A 24,931-nucleotide genomic window follows, 5' to 3' on the forward strand; every position below is an offset into this window, starting at 1 on the left:
GACCCTGCCTTGCCGAATTCGATCGTTCTCGGAACCGGTTCCTATGCGCCTGAGCGCATTCTCACCAACGCCGATCTCGAGAAAATCGTCGCCACCAACAGCGAGTGGATCGTCAGCCGCACCGGCATCATGGAGCGCCATGTCGCGGCCGACGGCGAGGCGACCTCGGACCTCGCCGCCGCTGCGGCGCGGCAGGCGCTTGCGAACGCCGGCGTCTCGGCCGCCGAGGTCGACATGATCGTCGTCGGCACGGTCACCGGCGACACGCCGACGCCCTCCTGCGCGGCCTATGTGCAGGAATTGATCGGCGCCCGGAACGCCTTCTGCTTCGACGTCGCCGCCGCCTGCGCCGGATCGATCTATGGGCTTACCATCGCCGACCAGTTCATCCGCTCGGGGATGGTCAGGCGCGCGCTGGTCATCGGCGCGGAGACCTTGAGCCGCTTCGTCGACTGGACCAATCGCGAGACCTGCGTATTGTTCGGCGACGCCGCCGGGGCGATCCTGCTCGGCGGGACGGAGGAGGAAGGGCACGGGCTGCTCGCCGCCACCTTGCGCACCGACGGCTCGATGACGGGCATTCTCGGCATTTTCGGCGGCGGCAGCCGCCGCCCGGTTTCGTCGGAAATGCTCGCGGAAAATGGCAATAAAATCAAAATGCGCGGCCGCGAGGTCTATAAAGTGGCGACCCGGCTGCTGCCCGAGGTTGTGGCCGACACGCTGGCGAAGGCGGGGCTGTCGCCCGACGACGTCGATCACGTCATCTGCCATCAGGCCAACCAGCGCATCATCGAGTCGGCCCTGGATGCCTTGGGCGTCCCGCGTGAGAGGTGCTGGATCAACATCGACCGCTACGGCAATACGTCGAGCGCCTCCATGCCGATCTCGCTCGACGAGGCCCATCGCGCCGGCAAGCTCAAAAGAGGCGACGTCATCGCCATGATGGCCATCGGGGCCGGCATGACCTGGGGCGGGGCGGTGCTGCGCTGGTGACGCCCGCGCCGAAAGGGCGAGCCGCTGTGGCCGCTCGCCCTTGTGGGGATCAATACGACTCTACGCCGCCGCAACGCGATCCCTCGCCAGGGAGGTAGGGTCCCGCGCCCTCCAGAGAAGCGCGGCGCGGCGATTCATCGCAGCTTCCAGCCCAAAAGGGCGGCCTCCCCGGGAGATGCGCTGGCCCTTTATGCGCGACTAGTGTAGGCATGCCCCCGCAAGAGGGATGCATGAGCACGGACGCAAACGGGTCTAAGAAGCGCGGCATGTTCTCGCGCCTGTTCGGCAGGGGCGGGGAGCCGGAGGCCGAGGAGCCTGCGGCGCCCGAAGCCGCTGTAGAGCCGGAGGCGCCCAAACGCTCCTGGTGGAGCCGGCTGTCCGGCGGCCTCGCCCGCACCTCGCAGGCGATCACCCAGGGCGTCGCCGACATCTTCACCAAGCGCAAGCTCGACGCCCTGACGCTCGAGGAGCTCGAGGACGTGCTGCTGCGCGCGGACCTTGGCGTCGGCGCCGCGACGCGCATCACCCAGGCGGTGGGTAAGGCGCGCTACGAAAAAGACATCGCTCCCGAGGAAGTCCGCGCCATTCTCGCCCGCGAAGTCGAGGCCGTGCTGATGCCCGTCGCGACGCCGTTCGAACTCGACGAGGCCAAGAAGCCGTTCATCATTCTGGTTGTGGGCGTCAATGGCTCCGGCAAGACGACGACCATCGCCAAGCTCGCCTCCAAATGGACCGGCGAGGGCAAGAAGGTGGTGCTGGCCGCGGGCGACACCTTCCGCGCCGCCGCAGTCGATCAGCTGAAAATTTGGGGCTCCCGGCTTGGGGCCGAAGTGGTTTCGGGCAATGAAGGGGCGGACGCCGCCGGCCTCGCCTTCGACGCCATCAAGCGCGCCCGCGAGACTGACGCCGACATTCTGTTGATGGACACGGCCGGACGTCTGCAGAACCGCGCCGAACTCATGGCCGAGCTCGAGAAAATCGTGCGCGTCATGAAGAAGGCGGAGGGCGAGGCGCCGCATGCGGTGCTGCTTGTCCTGGACGCCACAGTCGGCCAGAATGCCTTGCAGCAGGTCGAGATTTTCGGGCGCACGGCCGGCGTCACCGGACTCGTCATGACCAAGCTCGACGGCACGGCGCGCGGCGGCATTCTGGTCGCGATCGCGGAAGCCTATGGCCTGCCGATCCACTTCATCGGCGTCGGCGAGGGCGCCGAGGATCTGGAGCCCTTCACCGCCCGTGACTTCGCTCGTGCGATCGCCGGCCTCGACGAAGAAGACGCGCCGGAGGCGGCGCCGGAAAGCTAAGCAATGACCCAGGAAACGACGACCTCAATCAAGACCGCGCCGGCGGCGAGGCAAAAGAAAAAACTCAACCCCGGACTGAAAATCGCGCTCGAACTCGGGCCGCTGATCGTCTTCTTCGTCGTCAACAGCAAGTTCGGCATCTTCTACGCGACCGGCGTGCTGATGGCCGGCGTGCTGCTGACGCTCGCCGTCTCCTGGGCGATCACGAAACATCTGCCGGCGATGCCGGTCGTCACGGCGATCCTCGTCCTCGTCTTCGGCGGGCTCACCGTCTTCTTGCAAAACGAGGATTTCATCAAGCTGAAGGTGACGATCCTTTATTCCATGTTCGGCGCTGCGCTCATCGGCGCGCTTTATTTCAACAAGCTCCTATTGCCGATCGTCTTCGACATGGCGATCCATATCGACGACGCCGGCTGGCGCAAGCTCACCTGGCGCTGGGGCCTGTTCTTCTTCTTCCTCGCCGGGCTCAATGAAGTCGTCCGCCACATGGTCTCGACAGACTCCTGGGTGAACTTCAAGGTGTTCGGCATTTTGCCGCTGACGATCCTCTTCGCCGTCGCCCAGGCGCCCTTGATCATGCGCCACGAGATCGCGCCGGAGGAGGAAGACACGGAGTCGCATTTCTGAGCCGGCGGAAGCGCAAGAAACGATTCATGATTAAGCGACACTTGCGCGTAACCATGTAACTAGACGCGCGTTTACGGTATAGCTTAAGCATAGCAGAGTGTCGCCATCGTCATTCGCACAAGCCTGCAGAGGGCCGCGCGCCTGTCAATGGTTTCCAACATGGCTGACCGATCCGCTTTCTTTCGTCGCGCCGCGCCGGCGGCTTTCCTGGTGCTTTTGCTTGGGGCCGCCTGTGCCGACCCGGCCGGCGCCAATCCGGCGCTCACCGCCGCGCCGCCCTATCCCGAGGCCTATTACCCCCAGCAGAGCGCGCTCGGCGGCGGGTTGATCGAGGCGCTCGTGGGGGCCGGCGCGCCGCGCGTGCGCTCCGCCGCGCCGCCGCCGGGCGCACATGTCGCGGCTTATGCGCCGGCGGCGCCCTTGCAGCAGCCGCAGCGCGCGCTCGATCCAAGCTATGCGCGGACCGATGTGGCCTACGATGGCCCCGAGGCGCCGGGCACAATCGTCGTCGATACGCCGAGCAAATTTCTCTACTTCATCAACGGTCGCGGCCGGGCGACCCGCTACGGCGTCGGCGTCGGCCGGCCAGGGTTCGAGTGGTCGGGCGTGAAGACGGTGAGCCGCAAGGCGGAATGGCCGGATTGGACGCCCCCTGCCGAAATGCTGGCGCGGCGCCCCGACCTGCCGCGGCACATGGACGGCGGCCCCGCCAATCCGCTCGGCGCCCGGGCGCTTTACTTGGGTTCGTCTCTCTATCGCATCCACGGCACCAATGAGCCCGGCACCATCGGCCAAAATGTCTCCTCGGGCTGTATCCGCATGATGAATGAGGACGTGATCGACCTCTATGATCGCGCGCCCGTGGGGACGAGGGTCGTCGTTCGCTAGACTCCCGTCGGTTGCATTCGGCCGCGCTTCGCGCGATAGACTTGAGAAGGATTCTTGCTGACGAGCTCTTTCCTTGCCGAGTCTTCTTCGTTTCCTCGCCATCGTGGCGGCAATCGTTGCGCTCGTTTACGGCGCGATGGTCGCGGTCGTCTCCTACGTGACGCCGCAGCCGCGCGAAATGACCTATACGATCCCGGCCCAGCGCCTCAACAAGTGAGGCGATGGCCATGAAGGCGCGCGCCGCCCGCCAGCTCGACGCCTTCCTCGACATGCTGGCGGCGGAGCGCGGCGCGGCGCATAATACGCAGGACGCCTATCGCCGCGATCTTTCGGATTACGCCGACTTTCTCGCCCGCCAGGGGCGCGATCCCGGCGACGCCGCGACAGAAGATTTACGCGCCTATCTCGCCGCGCTCGACGCGCGCGGCATGTCCGCCGCGACGGTTGCGCGGCGGCTCTCGGCGCTGCGGCAGTTCCACAAATTCCTCTATGTCGACCGCCATCGCGCCGACGACCCGGCCGCCGCCCTCGAGGGGCCCAGGCTCAGGCGAAGCGCGCCGGGCGTCATGTCGATCGCGGAGGTCGATCGTCTGCTCGCCACGGCGCGCGAGGGGCTCGACGACGAGAAGCGCCCCTTGCGCGAACGGCTGCGCGCCGCGCGTCTTCACGCGCTGCTCGAAACGCTTTATGCGACCGGCCTGCGCGTCTCGGAGCTTGTTTCCCTCCCAAAAAGCGCGGCGCGGGCGCGCGATCCTTTCGTCACGATCAAGGGCAAGGGCGGCCGCGAGCGGCTGGCGCCGCTGACCGGCCGGGCCAAGCGCGCGCTCGCCGATTATCGCGACCTTCTCGAAGCGGTGACGCCAGCGCTTGCCGAAGGCCGCTTTCTTTTTCCCGCTGACAGCGATAGCGGCCACCTCACCCGCCAGGCTTTCGCTCGTGAATTAAAAACCCTCGGCGTCGCCGCCGGTCTCTCGGCGGCCCAAGTTCATCCCCATGCGTTACGCCACGCTTTCGCGAGCCATCTTCTGCAGAACGGGGCCGATCTGCGCGTGGTGCAGGAGCTGCTTGGCCACGCCGATATCGCCACGACTCAGATTTACACGCATGTCCTCGACGAGCGGATGCGCGCCATGGTGCGCGACCTGCATCCGCTCTCCGACCCGCCTGCAAAAGGCGAGTAGAGTTCGTCGAAGGCCGGTTCTTTCGCGGCCGCAGCCTTTTTCGTGGCCGGGGGCTGTGCGCCATTTGCCGCGCCTTATCTAAAAAACGAATTCCCACCGCGCGTGCAGGAGCGAGTAATGGCCGAGTCGGCGCGCACTTTCTGGAAGGGCCACTTGCGTCTGGCCCTCGTTTCGATCCCCGTGCGTCTGGTCGCGGCGGAGAAGGCCGAATCCGAGATCCGCTTTCATCAGGTGGACCGCAATTCGAAGCAGCGCATCCGCTATCTCAAGGTTGCGCCCGGCAAGGGCGAGGTGGCGAAGGAAGACATTGTGCTGGGATACGAGGTCGAGCCCGGCAATTATGTTTTCATGGAGGACGAGGAGCTCGACTCGCTCAAGCTCTCGTCTCGCCACACCATCGAACTGTCCCAGTTCGTCGACGCCGACGAAATTGAGCCGGTCTATTACAACAGGCCCTATTTCGTTCTGCCGGACGGCGAGGTCGCCGAGGAAGGCTATCGCGTGTTGCGCGACGCGCTCTGGGCGAAGCATAAGGTCGGCATCGGCCAGCTCACGTTGCGCGGACGCGAGCATCTCGTCGCGCTTTACCCGACGGGAGAAGGGCAGGGGCTCGCGCTCGATACGCTGCGCTACGAGACCGAGCTCAAAGCGGCCGACGATATCTTTTCCGGCATCGGGCGCGAGAGGCCGCGCGAAGATATGGTGCAGATGGCGGAGGATTTGATCGAGCGACGCAGCGAGCCGTTCGACGCCGCGAAATTCCGCAATCATTACGCCGAGGCGCTGCGCGATCTGGTGAAGGCGAAGCTCGGGCGCGGCGAGACCGTGCCGGTCGAGGAGCAGGCCGAACCGGGCGGCGCCAAGGTGCTCGATTTCATGGAGGCGCTGAAGCGGTCGGTCGCGGCGAGCGGTGGCGGCGAAGCGCCGCCAGAGCCTCCCCGCAAGGGCGAGCCGCCGAAGAAAGGCCGGGCGCCGGCGAAAAAACCGCCGACCACGAAATCCGCCAAGCCCAAATCGGCCAAGGCGCCCACGCGCCGGCGAGCCTGATCCATGCCGGCGCGCGCGCGAGGCAAGGACGAGAGCGCGCTCGCCGCCTATCGCGCCAAACGTGACTTCTCCGTCACGCCGGAGCCGCAGGGCGGGGCCTCGCGCGGACGAGCGCAGCGACTGGTCGTGCAGCGCCACTTCGCCCGGCGGGAGCATTTCGACCTGCGCCTCGAAATGGACGGCGTGCTGAAAAGCTGGGCCGTGACCCGCGGCCCTTCCGCCAACCCCGCCGACCGGCGCCTCGCCGTGCGCACGGAGGACCATCCGCTCGATTACGGGGATTTCGAAGGTCTGATCCCCAAGGGGGAATATGGCGGCGGCACAGTGATGCTCTGGGAAGACACGACCTATGCGCCGACGAACGGCGATCCGCTCGCGGCGCTCGACAAGGGCGAGGTCAAGTTCCGCGTAAATGGCGAGAGAATGCAGGGCGGCTATGTGCTCGTGCGCATGAAAACGCGCGACAAGCACGAGAACTGGCTGCTGATAAAAGAGCGCGACGAATTCGCCGACCCCGATGAAGATCTAACCGAGCGTTTCGCGACAAGCGTCGCCACTGGCCGCACGCGCGAGGAGATTGAACGCGGCGCCAAGGCCAGGCGAAAGAGAGCTCCCGCCGCCCGCGCCAAAGCCGCTTATTGGTCGGATAAGCCGCTCGCGAGCGCGCCCACGCCGAAATTCGTCGCCCCGCAGCTTTGCGAAACATCCGAGACGCCGCCAGCGGGCGCCGACTGGATTTTCGAGCTGAAATACGACGGCTACCGTCTGGAGCTGGCGACCGGCGCCGATGGGGCGGTGGTCTATACGCGCTCGGGGCTCGACTGGACCAATCGTTTTCCGGGGCTCGCCCGCGCCGCCTTCGCGCTTCCCTGCCGCAATGCGCTTCTCGACGGCGAGGCGGTGGTCTTCGACGAGAAGGGCCTTTCCGATTTCGCCATGCTCGTCTCGGCGCTCGAGGCCGGGCGCAGCGAGCGGGTGGAGTTCGTCGCCTTCGACCTGCTCATGCTCGACGAGAAGGATTTGCGGCGCCAGCCTTTGCGCGAGCGCAAGGCGATGCTGAAGAAGCTTCTCTCCGGCGCCTCCGGCCCGCTGCGTTACGGCGATTACATCGAGGGCGACGGCGCCGCGGTCTTTCGACAGGCGACGCAGGCCGGGGCCGAAGGGATCATCGCCAAGCGCGGCGACGCGCCCTACCGCAGCGGGCGCTTCTCGGACTGGCTGAAAATCAAGGGCGATTTCCGCGAGGACGTGGTCATCATCGGCTATCGACCTTCGGACAAGGGGGAGAGCTTCGCGTCGCTCGTCGCCGCCAAGGAGACGCCGGAGGGGCTGCGCTATGTTGGCCGAATTGGAACCGGCTATGGCGGGCCGACGCGCCGCGCGCTCGAACCTTTGCTCGCCAAGCGCGCCGGCGCCAAGCCGCCCCAACCGATCGCCGCCGCGAACCTTATTCCAAGAGGCATAGTCTTTCTCGAAAACCCTTTTCCGGCGGAAGTGCGGTTCGGAGGCTGGACCATGGACGGACAAATGCGGCAGGCGCGGTTCCTGGGCGTGCGCGAAGACGTAAAGCCAAAGGCCGCGGCCTCGCAGTCGAAGGAGCCGCCGAAGCTGGCGCGCATCACCCATGCGAGCCGCGTGGTTTTCCCCGAGGATGGCGTCACCAAGGGCGAGATCGCCGCCTATTACGACGCAGTCGCTCCGCGCATGGCCCCGCATCTCGCCGACCGCCCCATCAGCCTGCTGCGGGCTCCAGAGAATATCGGCGACCTCTTCTTCCAGCGACATCCGCTCAAGGGGATGACAAAAGGCATCCTCAAGGTCGAGGACGAAGGCGGCGAACCCTATATCGCGCTCGATGGCGCGCTCGGCCTGCATACGGCGGCGCAGTTTGGGGCCATCGAGATTCATGGCTGGATGTCGCTCGCAAGCGATCTCGACCGGCCGGACCGGATGGTCTTCGACCTCGATCCGGACGAGGAGCTGCAGTTCAGGGAGGTCTGCAAAGCGGCCGCCGACATTCGCGACTATCTGAAGGCGATCGGCCTCAAGAGCTGGCCAATGGTCACGGGCGGCAAGGGCATACATGTCGTCTTGCCGCTCGACCGCTCGCTTGCCTACGCCCAGACGGAAGTCTTCGCCGCGGGCTTTGCGCGCGGTCTGGCGCAGCAGGAGCCCAATCGATTCGTCGCCACTATGAGCAAGCGCCGGCGCGTGGGGCGCATTTTCATCGACTGGCTGCGCAACAAGAAAACCGCGACGGCCATTCTGCCCTGGTCGCTGCGCGCCCGGCGCGGCGCCACCGTGGCGACGCCCTTGTCATGGGAAGCGCTGCAATCGGTCGAGAGCGCCAGCGCCTTCGACATTCGCAGCGCCCTCAAGGTCAAAGACGCTTGGAATGGCTTCTTCAAGACAAGCCAGACCATCGCACCCGGCGCGCTCGCCTTCATGCGCGAGAATGCGCGCTGACCCTATCCGAAGAAGCGCTTCTTGAGGACGTTATAGGCCAATGTCACGACGGCGCCCGTCACGCCGCCGCCGGCCGCCTGTCCGAGAAGCACGCCGAGATCGAAGGTTCCGCCGCCGCTCGCGGCGCTCGCGAGCGAGGGGATGATGGCGGCGAGGATCTGGCCGCCAATGCCGCCGCCGAGCGCGCCGCTGATCAGATCGCCCAGCGCATTATCGCTCTTCGTCGCCTTGCCAGCCGCCTTGCCGCCGAGCGCGCCGGCGACGACCTGAATGAGAATATCGGTAATCGACATTGAGAAAGCTCCAGACCAAGTCATCATCCACAAAGGATAATTCCTCAGTCCGAGCTTTGGTTCCGTTGCTAGGCGGCGAGATCGGCGACGACGGCGTCGAGCACGGGGAAGCCTTCCGAACTCACCCGAAGCCGGTTTTCGCGCGTGACCTCGACGAGGCCGTCGCCGACCAGTTCGCTGATGCGCGACTGGGCGAGCTTCTTGCCGGTCAGCAGGAAATAGCGCTGCGGATCGATCCCCTCGCGCAGGCGCAGGCCCATCAGCAGAAACTCGTCGCCTTCCTGCTCGGCGTTGAGCAATTCGTCTTCGACGAGGCCATGCCCCTCGGTCTCGACGCAGGTGAGCCACATCTCGGGATGGCGTTCGCAGGCCTGCGCGCGCCGTCCGCGCGGGGTGACGATGCGGCCATGCGCGCCGGGTCCGACCCCCACATATTCGCCGTAGCGCCAATAAACGAGATTGTGCCGGCACTCGGCGCCCGGGCGTGCGTGGTTCGAGACTTCGTAGGCCGGCAGGCCGTGGCGCGCGGTGATCTCCTGCGTCACGTCCCACAGCGCGCGCTGCGTGTCGGCGTCGGGAATCGCCATCTTGCCGGTGTTGACCATGCGCTCGAACATGGTGTCGGGCTCGATGGTCAATTGGTAGAGCGACACATGCTCGGGCGCGCGGGCGAGCGCGAGGTCGAGCTCTTTGCGCCAGGCCGCCGGCGTCTGGCCCGAGCGGCCGTAGATCAGATCGAAAGAGGTGCGGTCAAAGACCGAATTGGCGATATCCACCGCCATCAGCGCCTCGGCGACGGAATGCTGGCGGCCGAGCGCCTTGAGGTCGATGTCGTTTAAGGCCTGGACGCCGAGCGAGACGCGATTGATCCCGGCCGCCTTGAAGCCCCTGAAGCGGGACGCCTCGACGCTCGTCGGATTGGCTTCGAGCGTGATCTCGACATCCTTGGCCAGGGTCCAGTGGCTGGCGATCTGCGCCAGGATCGCTTCAGCCGTCGAGGGCGACATGAGCGAGGGCGTGCCGCCGCCGAAAAACACAGAACGCACCTCGCGCCCCGGCGCGAGCCGCGCGCGATGGGCGAGCTCGACCGCAAAGGCCTCGACAAAGCGGTCCTCATCCACGTCGCCGCGGCGGACGTGGCTGTTGAAGTCGCAATAGGGGCATTTCGACAGGCAGAATGGCCAGTGGACATAAACGCCGAAGCCAGGGTCGAAAGCATTCCGAATCGTCGCCATAGTCCCCTTATCGCATGAAATCGCCCTAAACGCAGGGCGCAGCCGGCGGAACGCCTATATGTCCGCCGGTGGCGCCGTGCGGGAGGAGAGCTTGGCCCGGATTCTCATCGTTGGCGGGACCGGCTTCATCGGCCGCCATATCGCCGGGCGGCTTGCAGCCGCGGGCCATTCGGTCATGGCCGCCGGACGCGGCGACGTCGACCTCGCCCGCGACGACGCCGCCCGTCTTCAGGCCAAGGTCGCGGGCTTCGACGTCGTCGTCAACTGCGCCGGCCTCGTGCGGGACGTTGGCGGCAATACCATGGACGCCGTGCACGCGGAAGGCGCCATGCGCCTCTTTTCCGCCTGTATCGGCGCGGGCGTCGTGCGCTTCATCCACCTTTCAGCGCTGGGCGCGGCCCCGCAGGGCGAGACCGATTATCAGCGCAGCAAAGGCACGTCCGAGGCCTTTTTCATGGACGCCGATCCAGATGGCGAACGCCTCGACTGGCGCGTGCTGCGCCCCTCCGTCGTGGTGGGGCGGGGCGGGGCGAGCACGACCTGGCTTCTCGCCGCCGCCGCCTTGCCAGTCCTGCCGCGCATCGGACGCGAGGACTGGAAGTTCCAGCCGGTCCATGTCGATGATCTCGCCGAGCTCGTGATGCGGCTCGCCGAAGGCGCCAGCTCGCAACGGATGATCGACGTCGTGGGGCCAGAGCCCATGACGGCCTATGAACTGACCCGGATTTTGCGGAACTGGCTGCGCCTGCGCCCGACGGGCTCCGTGCGCATTCCCGACCGCCTGTTCGAGACGGCGACCACGATCGGCGGCCGCTTCACCAGCGGCCCGCTCAATCGCGATGTGATGAAAATGCTGGCGGGCGGAAATGTGTCGGATCCGGCGGGACTGACGGCGGCGCTGGGGCGTCCGCCAAGGAGCATCCGAACTGCGCTCGCCATGGAGCCGGCGTCCGACGCCGATCGCCTGGCGGCGCGCCTCTTCCTTCTCAAGCCCGTGTTGCGCTGGAGCCTGGCGATCCTGTGGATCGTCACCGGCCTGTTGTCCTTTGGGCTTTATCCCGTGGAGAAGAGCTACGAGATGCTCGCGACGCTTGGCCTTACGGGGCTTGTCGCATCGCTGTCGCTTTATGGCGGCGCGGCGCTCGATCTTTTGCTTGGGCTGCTCCTGCTGCGCGGCTGGCGCCCGGCGCTCATCGGCTGGCTGATGCTGGCGAGCATGGCGGCCTTCACTTTGCTCGCGTTCGGCCTTCCCGCCGATTACTGGCTGCATCCGTTCGGGCCGATTGTGAAGAATTTGCCAATCGCGGCGGCGATCCTCGTGATGATCGCGATGGAGGCGGGTTGAATGGATATCGACTTACTAAAATTGATTCACATCATCAGCTCCACGGTGCTGTTCGGCACCGGGCTGGGCACGGCTTTTCACGGGCTCGCGAGCAATCTTCGCGGCGATCTGCGCGCCATTGTCGTCGGCAACAAGAACGTGGTGCTGGCCGACTGGATCTTCACGACTCCGGCCGTCATCGTCCAGCCCGCGACCGGCGTCGCGCTCGCGCTCCAGGAGGGCTGGCCGCTCGACAGCCATTGGATATTGGCGTCGATTGCGCTCTACATCTTCGTCGGCGCCTGCTGGCTGCCGGTCGTGTGGCTGCAGATGCGCATGGCGAAGATCGCCGAGGCCTGCTTAGAGACAGGCGCGCCGTTGCCGCGGGAATACAAGCGTTACTTCTGGTGGTGGTTCGCGCTCGGCTGGCCCGCCTTCATCTCCATGCTGGTTATTTTCTGGCTGATGGTCGCCAAGCCGCAGTTCTGACCAAGGCGTGGATGGCCGGAACGAGCCCGGCCAAGACGGGGAGCCCTCATCGGCTCGCGAAGGCCTTCCCGCGCGGCGGCGGCTTTGCGCCCTTGTCGAGGTTATAGATGTCCCGGCGGAAATGAGCCGGGCCGTCGTCCGTGGCCCAGCCGGTCATATAGACCCACGCCACGGCGGTTGGATCGCTGAGTTCGATCTTTTCGCTAGCGCCCTCGTCGACTTTGTCGCGCAACGCCGCTTCGTCCCATTGCTGCGAGCCGTCGTCGAGAAGCCAGGCGGCGAGGTCGTAAACGCCCTCCACGCGCACGCAGCCATGCGAGAGGAAGCGATAGTTCTTGTCGAACAAATCCTTCCTGGGCGTGTCGTGCATGAACACCTGCTCCTTATTCGGCATGAACAGCCTCAGCGAGCCGAGCGCATTCTTGGGGCCGGGCTCCTGGCGGAAGGTAAAATTCGCCGCGCGCGCGGCTGAGAGGCGCCGCAGCCGCTGCAGGTCGACTTCACGGCCGCGGCCATCGAGCACCTTGATGTTCTCGCGCTCGAAATATTTCGGATTGCGCCGCAGTTTCGGCGCCAGCTCCTTGCGGATGATCGAGGCCGGGACGGTCCAGGTCGGATTGATGTCGACCGAGACGATCCGCGCCGTGATCTGAGGGGAGCGGTTGCGCTTGCCGCCGACGATGGCGTCATAGCGCGCCTGCATTTCGTCGTTTTCAACCGCCTCGACGGAGGCGGCGGGAAGATTGACGGCCACATAACGTTCGGGGAAGCGGAATCGCATTTTTGAGAGCCGCGCGGCCGTCGCAGAGAGGGCGCGGGCGCGCGCTGCAGGCGCAACGTTGAGCTGGCGCAGGGTCTGACGCGACGCCTCCCCGGTTTGTTCCAGTCCAACATGCGCCTGGAAGCGCCTCACGGCGTCGCCGAGTTCGTCGTCCCAGTTCTCGTCGCCGTCCCGGGCTTGGGCCTCAGGCAGATAGCCTTCGAGCGCGAGCCTCCTGCGAAGATCGGCGACGGGCTTGCCATAGGAGTCCGGGTGAAGCGGGCGGTGGATTCGCGGCCAGCCGCCGGACGCCGCAATATCCGCATATCGCCGCGCGGCCTGGAGCGTCGCGCTTTCGGTTTCGGGCCCGTAGCTCGGAAGCGCCTGCGTTGGTCTTTCCGCCTCGCGCGCATCCGCGGGCGGCCCTTCGGCGGGCTCAGCCCAGACCGAGCCCAGGGGCAGGGAGAAAATTGCGGCGGCCAGCAGCCCAATGGCTGCGGCGTAAGACTTCATTCTCATGGGAGGCGCTCCGCCGGCGCCACTCGCGCCGACTGTCGCCATTCTATCTAGCGCCCGCACGAAAGGCGGAAGCGGCGGCGCGGGTTATTTTTGCGTCGCCTCCAGCGCGCATATCACGTCGCGCAAGAGATCTTCCAGATCGGGGTTGGAGAATGCCTCGCCCGAAGGCTCGAGCCGCACGACAGGATCGCGGGTGCAGAGCCGAAGGCAGTCGCGCGTGGCGATCGCGAGCCGCCCCTCTGCAAACGCCTCCGCGAAGCGCTCGTTCAGAGACGCCTGCGCCTTGTCGAGCAGCGCGCGCCCGCGTCCCTCGGCGTCGCAGCGCGGCCCGACGCAAATAAGAAGGCGGATGGTTCGACTTCCGGCCGCTATTGCCACTTTGGCGTGGCCTCGCCGTTGAAGCGCGCGCGCAGGGCCTCGGCGTAATCGAGGCCCGTCCAGCCGGCGGGCTCTCTGCCGAGCCCCAGCAGGGCGCAGGCGGCGTCGATGAGCTTCTGCTCGGGATCTTCCTGCGCCTCGAGCGTTTCGATCAGCACCGAAAGCACCCGAAGGTCGTGACGTTTCGCCAGGCCGGCGATGGCTTCGATCCGGACGCTTTCGAAGGCGTCGTCGAGCCGCGCGGCGAGCGCTTCACGCACGCGCGGCGAATCGAGATCGCCCAGATCGCCAAGGCTGAAAGTCGCCCAGTCACGCACATCCTGGTCGGCGTCGATCATGAGCAGCATAAGCCCGGGATGGCTGGCCGGGTCTTTGACGAAGCAGCCCAGCGCAAAGGCGACGGCGTGCCGCAACACCGCGTCCTCATGTCCGATAAATCTGTAGATCACCGGCAGCGCCCGCGAATCCTCGATATGGCCGAGCGCGATGAGCGCCGAAGCCGCCACGCGCGGGTGCTGCTCGTTGAGCAACAGTTCGATGAGCAGTTCGCAGGCTTCCGCCGGCGATTCGTGCGGGCGTCCGGGACCGACCCCGATCTGGCCCAGAATATCGGCCCCGCGCGCGCGCTCCAAGGGTCGCGGGGATTTGAGCCATTGCGCCGCTGTGCCGAAGACCTCTCGACCGCCCCTCTTTCTGAGCGCGTTGACCGCCTCCCATGCGCTGTCGTCGTCGTAATCGCAGGCGAGCGTGCGCTCGAAGAGCGTAACAAGGTCTTGCTTTTTCATAACTCAATACTCGGGGGCCGAAGCCCCGCTACACGTCTAGATTGGCGACATTCAAAGCATTCTCGTGGATGAATTCGCGTCGGGGCTCGACGACGTCGCCCATGAGCTTCACAAAGATATCGTCGGCCTCGGCCGCTTCCTTCACGCGCACCTGAAGCAGCGAGCGCGCTTCGCGGTCGAGCGTCGTTTCCCAGAGCTGCTCGGCGTTCATCTCGCCGAGACCTTTGTAGCGCTGCACCGTGAGGCCCTTGCGGCCGATCTGGGCCATGGCGTCATAGAGCGCAATCGGACCGGACAGCGGCGCCTCGTCGCCCCGGCGGATCAACGTCGCCGGCGCCGAGAAGACGTCGCGCAGACTCTCGGTCCGTTCATGCAGCTTGCGCGCTTCGGAGGAATTGAGCATCGCCGCGTCGAGAACGACCGCCTGCGCCACGCCGCGCAACGTGCGGCGGAAGACATAACCGCCGTCGCGGACCTCGCCGGTCCAGCCGCGTTCCGTCTCTTCCGCGATGGCGTCGAGACGCTGCGCCACGAGCGTCGCGAGTCGCGTGGCCTCGGCCTCGTCGGTCTGCGGCGCGAGGGCGCCGGCCATCGCCGCCTGCTCCACGACGTTGCGGTCGTAGCGCGAGTGCAGGGCGCCCATGATGGTGCGGAAGGCCCGCGCATCCTCGAGCACCTTGCGCAGATCGGAGCCGGCGCGGTCTTCCGTCCCCGTGCGCAGCACCGCGCCGTCGAGCAGGCTGTCGATGAGATAATCTTCCAACGCGCGCTCATCTTTGAGATATTGCGTCGATTTGCCCTTGGTCACCTTGTAGAGGGGCGCCTGGGCGATGAAGACGTGGCCGCGCTCGATCAGCTCCGGCATTTGCCGGTAGAAGAAGGTGAGGATCAGCGTGCGAATATGGGCGCCGTCGACGTCGGCGTCCGTCATGATGATGATTTTGTGATAGCGCAGCTTGTCGGCGTTGAATTCGTCGCGTCCGACGCCGGTGCCGAGCGCTGTGATCAGCGTGCCGATCTGTTCCGAGGACAGCATTTTGTCGAAGCGCGCTCGCTCGACGTTGAGGATCTTGCCGCGCAGCGGCAGGACGGCCTGGAAGGCGCGGTCGCGCCCCTGTTTGGCGGTGCCGCCGGCCGAGTCGCCCTCGACGATGAAGAGTTCCGCTTTGGCCGGATCGCGCTCCTGACAGTCGGCGAGCTTGCCGGGCAGATTTGCGACGTCGAGCGCGCCCTTGCGGCGCGTGAGTTCGCGCGCCTTGCGCGCCGCTTCGCGCGCGGCCGCCGCCTCGACGACCTTGGAGACGACGTTTTTCGCCTCTGCCGGATGCTCCTCGAGCCACTGGCCGAGAAGTTCGTTCACGACGTTTTCGACCGCCGGACGCACTTCGGAGGAGACCAGCTTGTCTTTCGTTTGCGACGAAAACTTGGGGTCGGGGACCTTGACGGACAGGACGCAGGTGAGCCCCTCGCGGCAGTCGTCGCCGGAGAGATCGACCTTCTCGCGCTTGGTGAGGCCGGATGAATCCGCATAGCCCGTGATCTGGCGGGTCAGCGCCGCACGGAACCCCGCGAGATGCGTGCCGCCGTCGCGCTGCGGAATGTTGTTGGTGAAGGCCAGCACATTCTCGTGGTAGCTGTCGTTCCACCACAGCGCGACTTCGACGTTGATGTGCTCGCGCTGGCCCTTGATGAGGATGGGCGAAGAGACCAGCGGCTGCTTGGCGCGGTCGAGCCAGCGCACGAAAGCTTCGAGCCCGCCTTCGTAGAAAAGCTCCTCGCGCTTCACCTCGGCGTGGCGGGCGTCGGTGAGGATGATGCGGACGCCGGAGTTCAGGAAGGCGAGTTCGCGCAACCTGTGCTCGATGGTCGCATAATCGAAATCCACCATGGTGAAGGTCGCGGACGAGGGCAGGAAGGTGACTTCCGTGCCGCGCTTGGGCGCGCCGTCCTCGACGGGGGCGTCTCCGACGATCTCGAGCTTGCCCACGGCGTCGCCGTTCGAAAACTCCATGGAATGTTCTTTGCCGCCGCGCCAGATGCGCAGCTTCAGCCAGACCGAGAGGGCGTTGACCACCGAAACGCCGACGCCGTGGAGGCCGCCGGAAACTTTGTAGGAATTCTGGTCGAACTTGCCGCCCGCATGGAGCTGGGTCATGATGACTTCGGCCGCCGACACGCCTTCTTCGGGGTGGATGTCGGTCGGAATGCCGCGGCCATTGTCGGTGACGGTGCAGGAGCCGTCGGCGTTCAGCGTGACCGTGACGCGCGTGGCGTGGCCGGCGAGCGCCTCGTCGATGGCGTTGTCGACGACCTCATAGACCATGTGATGAAGGCCGGTGCCGTCATCCGTGTCGCCGATATACATGCCCGGACGCTTGCGGACGGCGTCGAGGCCGCGCAGCACCTTGATGGATTCAGCGCCATATTCCGAAGGGTCTCTGATCTGGTCGTTCTCGCTCATCTGCCCGCTTTTCCGGAGGCTTGGCCTCTCATGATTCGTAGAGCGCATTTTACGCTGTTTTGCAAGCCAAATGCACGCCGGAAAAAGCGATTTTCGATGTTTACAAACGATTGATTGTAAACGTGGTTTCTGGGTCCTCCACGCGTTTCTACAGGGGCCGCCGTCGACTTGCGAGGCTTTTGTTTCCCGCTCTCAGCGATAGCCTTCTTCCGCCAGCACCTGGACAACCGCGGGTCGCGATTTCATGCGCGCGTAATGCGCCAGGCAATTGGGCGGCAGAGTCATGCCGGTCTTCGCCGCCCAGAACTCGACATAGAACAGCGCCGCATCGGCGATGGAAAAGCCGCCGGCGACATAATCCCGGCCCGCGAGCGCGCTGTTGACGGCGTCGAAGGCGGAGGTCGCGATGGCCTGGCCTTCCGCGATCGTCGTCTCGCGGTCGCCGCCATAACGTTCGGGCGTGAAGACGCGGCGAAAGCCTTCGCCATGAATGTGGCGCGTGCAGAATTCGAGCATGGCGCGGGCCTCCTCCGCCAGCGCCGGATCGTCCGGCATGAGCTTGCGGCGCGGATAGGTTTCGGCCAGCCATGTCGCAATGCTGACGAAGTCCGTGAGCGCCACGCCGTCGTCGCGCACCAGCGTCGGGATCGTCCCGTGCGGATTGATGGCGAGATAGTCGGGCTTGAGATGATCGCCGCGCGGCAGGTTGAGCACATAGGCTTCGAAAACGACGCCGATCTCTTCGAGCAGGATGTGAACGCCCGTCGAGCAGGAGCCGGGGGTCATGTAGAATTTCATGCAAGCAGCCTTTCTATTGCGCCCGTTTTGCAACAGTGGCGCCAGAGAATCGTGCTTCACAGCGCCTCGTTCAGCGCCTCCAGAAAAGCGTCGCCATAGCGCGCGAGTTTTCTCTCGCCGACGCCATGAACGCTCAGCATCTCGTCGAGCGTCGCCGGACGCTTTTCCGCCATGTCGATCAGCGTGCGGTCGGCAAAGATGACGTAGGCCGGCACGCCTTCCTCCTGCGCGAGTTCGCGCCGCTTGCGTTTCAGCGCGGCGAGAATGCGGTCAGTTGCTTCGTCGAGGCTTGGCGCCTCTTTGCGGCGGCGGCGATCGCGCGGCGTCAGCGGGTCGCTGCGTAGAAGGATCGTCTCGCGGCCGAATAGAATGTCCTCGCCCTTCGACGTCAGCGCGAAGCCGCCGTGTTCCGCGCTCGCCGATTGCAGCGCCCCGACGGCGAAAAGCTGGCGCAGAATCGAGGCCCATTCCGGTTTTGAATGTTCCCTGCCGGCGCCGAAGGTCTTGATTGCGTCATGTCCATGGCGGCGCACCGCCTCGGTCGGCTCGCCTCTCAGCACCTCGGCGATATGGCCGGCGCCGAAGCGTTGCCCGGTGCGATAGACCGCGGACAGCGCCTTTTGCGAGGGGATGACCCCGTCGAAAACCGCAACCTTTCCCTCGCACAGGTCGCAGCGCCCGCAGGGTGGCGCTTCCTCGGCGAAATAGGCGAGCAACGTCTGGCGCCGGCAGCGCGGCGTCTCGCAGAGCATGGCCAGCGCGGAGAAACGCTCATGCTCGATGCGTCGCCGCTCTTCGCCGATTTCCTTCTCGTCGATCCGGCGGCGGCGGAACGCCATATCGTCGAGACTGTAGAGCGTCAGCGTATCTGCGGGCAGCCCGTCACGGCCGGCGCGGCCGATCTCCTGATAATAGGCTTCGACGGAGCCTGGCATGTCGGCATGGGCGACAAAGCGCACATCCGGCTTGTTGACGCCCATGCCGAAGGCAATGGTCGCGACCGCGATCACGCCGTCTTCACGAAGGAAACGGTCCTGGTTGCGGTTGCGCGTCTCCTGATCGAGGCCGGCGTGATAGGCGAGGGCTTCATGGCCCTGATCGGCAAAGTAACGCGCGAGGTCTTCCGTGCGCTGGCGCGACGAACAGTAGACAATGCCGCTCTCGCCTTTGTGGCGTTCGAGAAAGCGCGACAATTGCCGCCGCGGCTGGTCCTTTACGGCGAAGTTCAACGCAATGTTGGGCCGGTCGAAGCTGTGCAGAAAGAGTTGCGGCGACGACGGGAAGAGACGCGCGGCGATGTCCGCGCGCGTCGCGGCGTCGGCGGTGGCGGTGAGGCCGATGACCTGCAATTTGCCGAGCGCTTCCGCGGCGCGGCCGATGTCGCGATATTCGGGGCGGAAGTCGTGGCCCCACTCCGAGACGCAATGCGCTTCGTCGATGGCGAGGCGACGCGGCCGCGCGCGGCGCAGATCGGCGATGAGTCCGTCCATCAGCAGACGCTCCGGCGAGACGAAGAGCAGGCGCAGATCGCCCGCGCGCATGGCGCGGCGCGCGTCCTCGTTCTCTTCGGCGCTGTTCGTCGAATTGAGCGTCGCCGCGGCGACGCCGAGCGCCCGCATCTGCCGCACCTGATCGCGCATCAGCGCGATGAGCGGCGAGACCACGACGGTCAGCGCTTCCTCGATGATCGCCGGAAGCTGGTAGCACATGGATTTGCCGCTGCCGGTCGGCATGACGGCGAGCACCGGGCCGCCCTCGAGCACGGCGGCGATGATCTCCGCCTGGCCAGGCCGGAAGTCGTCGTAGCCGAAGACGGATTTGAGAAGCGCGCGCGCCTGCGGGGGAAGCTGGGGCATGTGCGTGCAATAGCACAGGCGTGGACCGCGCCATACCGGGCCCTGGAACGATCGCCATCCGGATACGTTGACCACGGGGGGCGCGCGTTGGCGCGCGGCCATCTGGCCGAATCGGAGCTTCGCACATGAAAGCGCTCACCTTTCACGGCAAAGGAGACATTCGCTGCGAGAGCATCCCGGACCCTGGGATCGAAGATCCCCGCGACGTCGTGATCAAGGTCACCGCCTGCGCGATCTGCGGCTCCGATCTGCACATCTATGACGGGGTCATCCCGCAGATGCATGACGGCGACGTCTTGGGCCACGAAACCATGGGCGAAGTCGTGGAAGTCGGCTCGTCCGTCAAGAATTTGAAGGTCGGCGATCGCGTCGTCGTTCCCTTCACCATCTCCTGTGGCGACTGCTGGTTCTGCCAGCATGGCTATTATTCCGCGTGTGAGCGCACCAATCCCGACCATAAGAAGGCCGAGACACTCTGGGGCCACTCGCCCGCGGGCCTTTACGGCTATTCGCATCTGCTCGGCGGCTATCGCGGCGGCCAGGCGGAATATTTGCGCGTGCCCTTCGCTGATTCGGGACCGATCAAGGTGCCGGAGTCGCTTGCCGACGATCAGGCGCTGTTTCTCTCGGATATTTTCCCCACTGGCTATATGGCGGCCGAGTTCTGCGACATCAAACCCGGCGACACCATCGCCATATGGGGCTGCGGCCCCGTCGGGCAGTTCGCCATCCGCAGCGCCTTCATGCTCGGAGCTGAACGCGTCATCGCCATCGACAACGTGCCGGAGCGGTTGGCGCTCGCGGAAAAGGCCGGCGCGGAGACGCTCGATTTCTCAAAAGCCGATATCTACGACGCCATCCAGAGCATGACCAATGGCCGCGGCGCCGACGCCTGCATCGACGCGGTCGGCACCGAGCCCGATCCAACCGCCAGCATCGATTCGATGATCGATCGCGTCAAGGTCGCGACCTTCCTCGGCACCGATCAGCCGCATGTCTTGCGGCAAGCGATTCACTGCTGCCGCAACTTCGGCACGGTCTCCGTCGTCGGGGTTTATGGCGGCTTTATCGACAAATTCCCCATGGGATCGGCGATCAATCGCGGCCTGACGTTCCGCATGGCGCAAACGCCGGTGCAGCGCTATCTGCCGCGTCTTCTGGAGCGCATCGAACGGGGAGACATCGATCCCTCCTTCATCGTCACGCATCGCGCCGCGCTCGAGGAAGGGCCGGAGATGTACAAGACTTTCCGCAATCATAAAGACGGCTGCATCAAGGTGATGCTGCAGCCGTAGTCAGCCGATAAGCTTGGCGGCGATCCAGCCGATCAGCAGCGCGACGAGCGTCGTGAAGACCGACATGCCGGCCCAGACCGAGAGGCCGGTCACGACGCCGCCTTCCTTGAAGGTGTTGCGCAGGCTTTTGCCGAGGATGATCCAAGGCGCCGCAACGCCGGCGATGATTGCATAAACGTGCCAATGCATGGCGTCTCCTGTCTTGGTTCCGGCTAGCGCGTAAGCTTTCCCGGCGTCACCTGAAATATTTCCGCGCGGCCCCTCAGCGAAGCGAAGAGCAGCGGATCGGCGCCGCTCATCCATACTTGCCCGCCGAGCGCCTCCAATTCGGTGAACAAAGCCTCGCGCCGCTTCGGATCGAAATGGGCGGCGACTTCGTCGAGAAGGAGCAATGGCGCCTTGCCGGTCATTTCGCCGACGAGACGCGCATGCGCCAGCGTCAACCCCATCAACAGCGCCTTTTGCTCGCCAGTCGAACAGTCGCGCGCGGCCTCTTGCTTCGGGCCATGGCGGACGAGGAGGTCGCTGGTTTGCGGCCCCGTGAGCGTTCGGCCCGCGGCGGCGTCCCGGCGGCGGGTCGCTGAAAGCGTCTGGCGGAAATGCTCTTCGACGGCAAGCGCGGGCGCTTCGGCCAGCATGTTCTCGATCTCGCCGTCGATCGACGCCTCGGCCCAGGGAAAGGCGCTTTCTCGGGTCACGATCAAGGCGGTAAGACGGGTGACGGTCTCGCGGCGCGCGGCGGCGACGGCGACGCCGAGCGCGGCGATTTCCTGTTCCGTCGCATCGAGCCAGCGGCGGTCGGAGTCGCCGTCCTCCAGCAGGCGGTTGCGATTGCGCAAAGCGCGCTCGAGCTTGTTGACGCGCGCGCCGTGATCCGCGTCGACGCCCAGCGCGAGGCGGTCGAGGAAACGCCGACGCTCGCCGGCGGGGCCATTGAACAATCCGTCCATCGCGGGCGTCAGCCATAGGACGCGCAGATGGTCGGCGAAGGCGCGCGCAGAGCCGACGGGGGCGCGATCGATGCGAAATTGCCGCTCCCCTTCAGACGTCAGGCCATGTCCGAGCTGCGTGGCCGCGCCATCGGTTTCCATCTCGATCGAGACCGCAAAGCCGCCGGCGCCGCCGCGCCTCGCGCAGTCGCCGAGCTCGGCGCGACGCAGGCCCCGGCCGGGCGAGAACAGCGATAAAGCCTCGAGCACATTGGTCTTGCCGGCGCCGTTTTCCCCGACAAGCGCCACAAGCTGCGCGTCGATCTCGCAGCGCGCCTGCGCATAGGAACGATAATCGGAAAGCGACAGGCGCCGCAGGCGCGGCGCGGGCAGAGTCATCGCGTCAGCGCGTCATTGCGGGCGCGACACGCGCCGGCCCGGCGAGAGGAAGCTATAGCTGCGCGTTCCGACGAAGGACGCCATGAGCGCGTCGACCACGGGCTCGTCCGCGCCCGCCGCGGCGCCCCAGTCGACGGTGAAGCTCGCGCCGACGCCGGCGCGCACGTCGTCCTGGGCGATGATGACCTGCAGGGAGGCATAGGGCTTCAGATAGATCGGCGCGGGAAGATAGCTCTCGACAAGCTGGCCCGACCCGCTGCGATAGTCGATTTGCTGCACGGCGAGGACATGGGTCGCCGACGCATTGTGGATCGAGAGCGTCGCCGAGAAATTGAGCCGCGTCACGCCGCCTTGTCCGATGAGGGTCGAGTGCAGCGGCACGAAGCTGCGTCCGAGGTTGGAAAGCTTCTGCTCCGGCGGGGGCGCGGTCGCTTCGGGGCTGACGATGACCGCGGACTGGTCCCGGTCGCGTGAAGAGACAGCGTCGGCGGCAAAAAGCGCGGCGAGGGCCGCGCCGAGAGCGAGCAAGCGCCGGCTTCTTTCTGAAACTGTCATGTACATCATTGAGGAAAGGCCTGAAGGCAGGTCGTGGCGCCAAACGCGCGTAAACCTAAACGCGTCGACGCCAAAGGTCCAACGCCAAACCCCCGCTTTGACCACGTCCCCTATCGCCGCTTTGGCGCCGCGCCCAAAATCTGTATTCTCCGCGCCCTACGGGAGAGGAAATTTGCGCGCTCGGCGGGGTTTAACTTGAGGCAAAGCCTTGATGGCAAGACGATTCTGCTGATCGTTGGCGGCGGGATCGCGGCCTATAAGTCGCTCGATCTCGTGCGCCGGCTGCGCGAGCGCGGCGCGCGGGTGCGGGTCGTCATGACCGCCGCCGCCAAGGAATTCGTCACGCCGCTCGCCTTCGCCAGCCTGACGAACGAGAAGGTTCACGAGAACCTTTTCTCGCCGACCGACGAACAGGAGATGGGCCATATCCAGCTCTCGCGCGCGGCCGATCTGATCGTCGTCGCGCCGGCGACGGCGCATCTTCTCGCCCGCGCGGCGCAGGGGCTTTGCGACGATCTCGCCACCACGCTTCTGCTCGCCACCGACAAGCGCGCGCTCTACGCGCCCGCGATGAATCTGCGCATGTGGCTCGCGGCGGCGACGCAGCGCAACGTCGCGACGCTGAAACAGGATGGCGCCCTGTTCGTCGGGCCGGAGGAGGGCGATATGGCCTGTGGCGAGTATGGGCCCGGCCGCATGAGCGAACCGTTGGACATCGCTGCCGCGGTCGAGGCCGCGCTCCAAGGCGACGCGCGTCTGCCGCTGCCGCTCGTCAAGGCAGGCCCGCTCTCGGGCCGCCACGTGATCGTGACCTCGGGCCCGACCCATGAGGCGATTGATCCAGTGCGCTATATCGCCAACCGTTCCTCCGGCAAGCAGGGCCACGCGATCGCCGCGGCGGCGGCCGCCGCCGGCGCGCGGGTGACGCTCGTGTCCGGGCCGGTGACGCTGCCCGATCCAAAAGGCTGCGCGGTCGTGCGCGTCGAAAGCGCGCGCGAGATGTTCGCCGCGGTCAACGACGCGCTGCCGGCCGATGTGTTCATTGGGGCGGCGGCGGTCGCCGACTGGCGCGTCGAAGCGGCCGCTCACAAGATCAAGAAAGAGCAGGGGGCTTCGGCGCCGGCTTTCTCTCTGGTCGAGAACCCCGACATTCTCGCAAGCGTCGCGCGCGCGTCGCGACGCCCGCGCCTCGTCGTCGGCTTCGCCGCCGAGACTTGCGACGTCATCGCCCACGCGCGACAGAAGCTGAACCGCAAGGGCTGCGATCTCATCGTCGCCAACGACGTCTCCGAGGGGTCTGGCGTTTTCGGCGGCGACGCCAATGAAGCGCATCTCGTCTCCAGCGGCGGCGTCGAGAGCTGGCCGCGCATGAGCAAGGAGGCGGTCGCCGCACGCCTTGTCGGGCGCATTGCTGAAATCATCGCCGACAGCGAGGCCCCCGAATGAAACTCTCCATCCGCCGTCTGACCAATGGCGAGGGCTTGCCGCTACCGGCCTATGCGAGCGACGGCGCCGCCGGACTCGATCTCTATGCGGCCCTGCCCGCCGGACAGAAACTCGTGCTCGAGCCGGGCGCCCGCGATCTGATTCCAACCGGCGTGCAGATTGCGCTGCCCGCTGGCTTCGAGGCGCAACTGCGGCCGCGCTCGGGACTGGCCGTCGAATTTGGCGTGACGGTGCTCAATGCGCCGGGCACGATCGACAGCGATTACCGCGGCGAGGTGAAGGCGCTGCTCATCAATCACGGCGGCCAGCCCTTCGAGATCACGCGCGGCATGCGCATCGCCCAGCTCGTGATCGCCCCGGTCGCGCATGCGGCCCTGGTCGAATGTGAAGAGCTCGAGGAGACCGCCCGCGGCGCGGGCGGCTTCGGCTCGACCGGGCTCGGAGAGCGCGGGGAATGAAGCTTCTGCCGCGGCCCGCGCGATTCGCCCTCATGGCGACGCTCGACGTCGCGCTCCATGCGCGCGGCCGGCCGGTCTCGTCCAAAGAGCTCGCGGCGCGTCACGATCTGCCGCCGCGGCGTCTGGAGACGCTGCTGCAGGCGCTGGTGCGCGCGGGGATCTTGAAGAGCGTCCGCGGCCCCGCCGGCGGCTATGAACTCGCCCGCGAGCGGCGCCGCCTTTGCGTCGGCGAGATCGTGCGCGTCGCCTTGCGCGCCGAGGAGGAAGCCGACGAGGCGCCGGCGCTGCTCGTCGCGGTGCTCGAGCCGCTGATTGCCGAAACCGAGGAGGCGACGCTCGCCCGGCTCGACGACATCACGCTCGAAGACCTTTACGCCCGCGCCGTCGCCCAGGGCTTCGGCGAAAAACAGCCGACCAGCGATTTCGAGATTTAAAGCGCCCC

At 66.1% G+C, this 24,931-nt stretch carries 25 protein-coding genes; 14 read left to right on the forward strand and 11 right to left on the reverse strand.

All coding sequences use genetic code 11. The features are described 5' to 3' along the window. The first annotated feature begins 9 nt into the window (after window positions 1–9). The 8 genes from ACETII_RS15550 (at window position 10) to ligD (ending at window position 8,509) form a co-directional block, all read left to right on the forward strand. The gene (locus ACETII_RS15550) at window positions 10–993 is read left to right on the forward strand and encodes a beta-ketoacyl-ACP synthase III (protein WP_472786099.1); all 984 of its coding nucleotides are present in this window, start codon (window positions 10–12) and stop codon (window positions 991–993) included. Between the two features lie 230 nt (window positions 994–1,223). Continuing rightward, the gene (ftsY, locus tag ACETII_RS15555) at window positions 1,224–2,297 is read left to right on the forward strand and encodes a signal recognition particle-docking protein FtsY (RefSeq protein ID WP_472786100.1); all 1,074 of its coding nucleotides are present in this window, start codon (window positions 1,224–1,226) and stop codon (window positions 2,295–2,297) included. A gap of 3 nt (window positions 2,298–2,300) precedes the next feature. After that, the gene (locus ACETII_RS15560) at window positions 2,301–2,927 is read left to right on the forward strand and encodes a septation protein A (RefSeq protein ID WP_363347467.1); all 627 of its coding nucleotides are present in this window, start codon (window positions 2,301–2,303) and stop codon (window positions 2,925–2,927) included. Between the two features lie 159 nt (window positions 2,928–3,086). After that, on the forward strand, window positions 3,087–3,815 hold the full coding sequence (locus ACETII_RS15565; RefSeq protein ID WP_472786101.1) for a L,D-transpeptidase: 729 nt from the start codon (window positions 3,087–3,089) through the stop codon (window positions 3,813–3,815). A gap of 73 nt (window positions 3,816–3,888) precedes the next feature. Further along, window positions 3,889–4,032 (forward strand): oxidoreductase, encoded by a 144-nt coding sequence (locus ACETII_RS15570; RefSeq protein ID WP_363347471.1) that lies wholly within the window; start codon window positions 3,889–3,891, stop codon window positions 4,030–4,032. Between the two features lie 10 nt (window positions 4,033–4,042). Next, a complete protein-coding gene (locus ACETII_RS15575) occupies window positions 4,043–4,996 on the forward strand; it encodes a tyrosine recombinase (RefSeq protein ID WP_472786102.1) in 954 nt (317 codons plus the stop codon). Between the two features lie 117 nt (window positions 4,997–5,113). Further along, window positions 5,114–6,043: a non-homologous end joining protein Ku gene (gene ku / locus ACETII_RS15580; protein WP_472786103.1), complete on the forward strand. Its 930-nt coding sequence runs from the start codon at window positions 5,114–5,116 to the stop codon at window positions 6,041–6,043. A 3-nt stretch (window positions 6,044–6,046) separates the two neighbouring features. After that, complete coding sequence (ligD, locus tag ACETII_RS15585; RefSeq protein ID WP_472786104.1) at window positions 6,047–8,509, forward strand: DNA ligase D; 2,463 nt, start codon at window positions 6,047–6,049, stop codon at window positions 8,507–8,509. Window positions 8,510–8,511: 2 nt separating this feature from the next. Here the strand turns inward: ligD and ACETII_RS15590 are convergent, their stop codons facing one another. Both ACETII_RS15590 and hemW read right to left on the reverse strand, forming a co-directional pair. Next, a complete protein-coding gene (locus ACETII_RS15590; protein WP_472786105.1) occupies window positions 8,512–8,802 on the reverse strand; it encodes a hypothetical protein in 291 nt (96 codons plus the stop codon). 68 nt (window positions 8,803–8,870) lie between these two features. After that, window positions 8,871–10,037 carry a radical SAM family heme chaperone HemW gene (hemW, locus tag ACETII_RS15595; RefSeq protein ID WP_363347481.1) on the reverse strand — a complete coding sequence of 389 codons (1,167 nt, stop codon included), beginning with the start codon at window positions 10,035–10,037 and terminating at the stop codon, window positions 8,871–8,873. A 91-nt stretch (window positions 10,038–10,128) separates the two neighbouring features. On the opposite strand from hemW, the gene ACETII_RS15600 reads away from it, so the two are divergent. Both ACETII_RS15600 and ACETII_RS15605 read left to right on the forward strand, forming a co-directional pair. After that, window positions 10,129–11,382, forward strand: a complete 1,254-nt coding sequence (locus ACETII_RS15600; RefSeq protein WP_472786106.1) for an SDR family oxidoreductase — start codon at window positions 10,129–10,131, stop codon at window positions 11,380–11,382. Further along, the gene (locus tag ACETII_RS15605; protein ID WP_363347485.1) at window positions 11,383–11,850 is read left to right on the forward strand and encodes a DUF2269 family protein; all 468 of its coding nucleotides are present in this window, start codon (window positions 11,383–11,385) and stop codon (window positions 11,848–11,850) included. Window positions 11,851–11,896: 46 nt separating this feature from the next. Here the strand turns inward: ACETII_RS15605 and ACETII_RS15610 are convergent, their stop codons facing one another. The 6 genes from ACETII_RS15610 to recQ form a co-directional block, all read right to left on the reverse strand. Then, window positions 11,897–13,129, reverse strand: coding sequence for a L,D-transpeptidase family protein (locus ACETII_RS15610; protein WP_472786107.1), 1,233 nt, complete (start codon window positions 13,127–13,129; stop codon window positions 11,897–11,899). 84 nt (window positions 13,130–13,213) lie between these two features. Next, window positions 13,214–13,507, reverse strand: coding sequence for a (2Fe-2S) ferredoxin domain-containing protein (locus ACETII_RS15615; protein WP_472786108.1), 294 nt, complete (start codon window positions 13,505–13,507; stop codon window positions 13,214–13,216). Further along, window positions 13,498–14,292, reverse strand: coding sequence for a HEAT repeat domain-containing protein (locus ACETII_RS15620; protein WP_472786109.1), 795 nt, complete (start codon window positions 14,290–14,292; stop codon window positions 13,498–13,500). Before ACETII_RS15620 ends, ACETII_RS15615 begins: the two co-directional genes overlap by 10 nt. 28 nt (window positions 14,293–14,320) lie before the next feature. Further along, window positions 14,321–16,753: a DNA topoisomerase (ATP-hydrolyzing) subunit B gene (gyrB, locus tag ACETII_RS15625; protein WP_472786110.1), complete on the reverse strand. Its 2,433-nt coding sequence runs from the start codon at window positions 16,751–16,753 to the stop codon at window positions 14,321–14,323. A 192-nt stretch (window positions 16,754–16,945) separates the two neighbouring features. Beyond that, window positions 16,946–17,551, reverse strand: coding sequence for a glutathione S-transferase family protein (locus ACETII_RS15630; RefSeq protein WP_363347495.1), 606 nt, complete (start codon window positions 17,549–17,551; stop codon window positions 16,946–16,948). A gap of 56 nt (window positions 17,552–17,607) precedes the next feature. Beyond that, on the reverse strand, window positions 17,608–19,407 hold the full coding sequence (gene recQ, locus ACETII_RS15635) for a DNA helicase RecQ (protein WP_472786111.1): 1,800 nt from the start codon (window positions 19,405–19,407) through the stop codon (window positions 17,608–17,610). A gap of 125 nt (window positions 19,408–19,532) precedes the next feature. Between recQ and ACETII_RS15640 the strand changes: the two genes are divergently transcribed. Next, window positions 19,533–20,702 carry a zinc-dependent alcohol dehydrogenase gene (locus tag ACETII_RS15640; protein ID WP_363347499.1) on the forward strand — a complete coding sequence of 390 codons (1,170 nt, stop codon included), beginning with the start codon at window positions 19,533–19,535 and terminating at the stop codon, window positions 20,700–20,702. On the opposite strand, the gene ACETII_RS15645 is transcribed toward ACETII_RS15640, so the two are convergent. The 3 genes from ACETII_RS15645 to ACETII_RS15655 are packed head-to-tail and all read right to left on the reverse strand — an operon-like array spanning window position 20,703 to window position 22,558. Next, on the reverse strand, window positions 20,703–20,891 hold the full coding sequence (locus ACETII_RS15645; protein WP_472786112.1) for a hypothetical protein: 189 nt from the start codon (window positions 20,889–20,891) through the stop codon (window positions 20,703–20,705). Between the two features lie 23 nt (window positions 20,892–20,914). Next, complete coding sequence (recF, locus tag ACETII_RS15650; protein WP_472786113.1) at window positions 20,915–22,030, reverse strand: DNA replication/repair protein RecF; 1,116 nt, start codon at window positions 22,028–22,030, stop codon at window positions 20,915–20,917. 12 nt (window positions 22,031–22,042) lie between these two features. Further along, complete coding sequence (locus ACETII_RS15655) at window positions 22,043–22,558, reverse strand: DUF3124 domain-containing protein (protein ID WP_472786114.1); 516 nt, start codon at window positions 22,556–22,558, stop codon at window positions 22,043–22,045. Window positions 22,559–22,780: 222 nt separating this feature from the next. Here ACETII_RS15655 and coaBC point away from each other — a divergent pair, with 222 nt between their 5' ends. Genes coaBC through ACETII_RS15670 form a run of 3 tightly spaced genes read left to right on the forward strand, consistent with a single transcriptional unit; the run spans window position 22,781 to window position 24,923 of the window. Next, a complete protein-coding gene (coaBC, locus tag ACETII_RS15660; protein ID WP_472786115.1) occupies window positions 22,781–24,031 on the forward strand; it encodes a bifunctional phosphopantothenoylcysteine decarboxylase/phosphopantothenate--cysteine ligase CoaBC in 1,251 nt (416 codons plus the stop codon). Further along, complete coding sequence (gene dut / locus ACETII_RS15665) at window positions 24,028–24,489, forward strand: dUTP diphosphatase (RefSeq protein ID WP_363347509.1); 462 nt, start codon at window positions 24,028–24,030, stop codon at window positions 24,487–24,489. Before coaBC ends, dut begins: the two co-directional genes overlap by 4 nt. After that, window positions 24,486–24,923, forward strand: a complete 438-nt coding sequence (locus ACETII_RS15670; RefSeq protein ID WP_363347511.1) for an RrF2 family transcriptional regulator — start codon at window positions 24,486–24,488, stop codon at window positions 24,921–24,923. Before dut ends, ACETII_RS15670 begins: the two co-directional genes overlap by 4 nt. Window positions 24,924–24,931: the final 8 nt, after the last annotated feature.

It is taken from the genome of Methylocystis sp. NC52PC (assembly GCF_055698645.1).

Bases quoted from the DNA above. Each gene is read 5' to 3' on its own strand.
- ftsY (WP_472786100.1), top strand. From the start codon at position 1,224: ATGAGCACGGACGCAAACGGGTCTAAGAAGCGCGGCATGTTCTCGCGC.
- ACETII_RS15560 (WP_363347467.1), top strand. From the start codon at position 2,301: ATGACCCAGGAAACGACGACCTCAATCAAGACCGCGCCGGCGGCGAGG.
- ACETII_RS15565 (WP_472786101.1), top strand. From the start codon at position 3,087: ATGGCTGACCGATCCGCTTTCTTTCGTCGCGCCGCGCCGGCGGCTTTC.
- ACETII_RS15575 (WP_472786102.1), top strand. From the start codon at position 4,043: ATGAAGGCGCGCGCCGCCCGCCAGCTCGACGCCTTCCTCGACATGCTG.
- ku (WP_472786103.1), top strand. From the start codon at position 5,114: ATGGCCGAGTCGGCGCGCACTTTCTGGAAGGGCCACTTGCGTCTGGCC.
- ligD (WP_472786104.1), top strand. From the start codon at position 6,047: ATGCCGGCGCGCGCGCGAGGCAAGGACGAGAGCGCGCTCGCCGCCTAT.
- ACETII_RS15590 (WP_472786105.1), bottom strand. From the start codon at position 8,802: ATGTCGATTACCGATATTCTCATTCAGGTCGTCGCCGGCGCGCTCGGC.
- hemW (WP_363347481.1), bottom strand. From the start codon at position 10,037: ATGGCGACGATTCGGAATGCTTTCGACCCTGGCTTCGGCGTTTATGTC.
- ACETII_RS15605 (WP_363347485.1), top strand. From the start codon at position 11,383: ATGGATATCGACTTACTAAAATTGATTCACATCATCAGCTCCACGGTG.
- ACETII_RS15610 (WP_472786107.1), bottom strand. From the start codon at position 13,129: ATGAGAATGAAGTCTTACGCCGCAGCCATTGGGCTGCTGGCCGCCGCA.
- ACETII_RS15620 (WP_472786109.1), bottom strand. From the start codon at position 14,292: ATGAAAAAGCAAGACCTTGTTACGCTCTTCGAGCGCACGCTCGCCTGC.
- gyrB (WP_472786110.1), bottom strand. From the start codon at position 16,753: ATGAGCGAGAACGACCAGATCAGAGACCCTTCGGAATATGGCGCTGAA.
- ACETII_RS15630 (WP_363347495.1), bottom strand. From the start codon at position 17,551: ATGAAATTCTACATGACCCCCGGCTCCTGCTCGACGGGCGTTCACATC.
- recQ (WP_472786111.1), bottom strand. From the start codon at position 19,407: ATGCCCCAGCTTCCCCCGCAGGCGCGCGCGCTTCTCAAATCCGTCTTC.
- ACETII_RS15640 (WP_363347499.1), top strand. From the start codon at position 19,533: ATGAAAGCGCTCACCTTTCACGGCAAAGGAGACATTCGCTGCGAGAGC.
- ACETII_RS15645 (WP_472786112.1), bottom strand. From the start codon at position 20,891: ATGCATTGGCACGTTTATGCAATCATCGCCGGCGTTGCGGCGCCTTGG.
- recF (WP_472786113.1), bottom strand. From the start codon at position 22,030: ATGACTCTGCCCGCGCCGCGCCTGCGGCGCCTGTCGCTTTCCGATTAT.
- dut (WP_363347509.1), top strand. From the start codon at position 24,028: ATGAAACTCTCCATCCGCCGTCTGACCAATGGCGAGGGCTTGCCGCTA.
- ACETII_RS15670 (WP_363347511.1), top strand. From the start codon at position 24,486: ATGAAGCTTCTGCCGCGGCCCGCGCGATTCGCCCTCATGGCGACGCTC.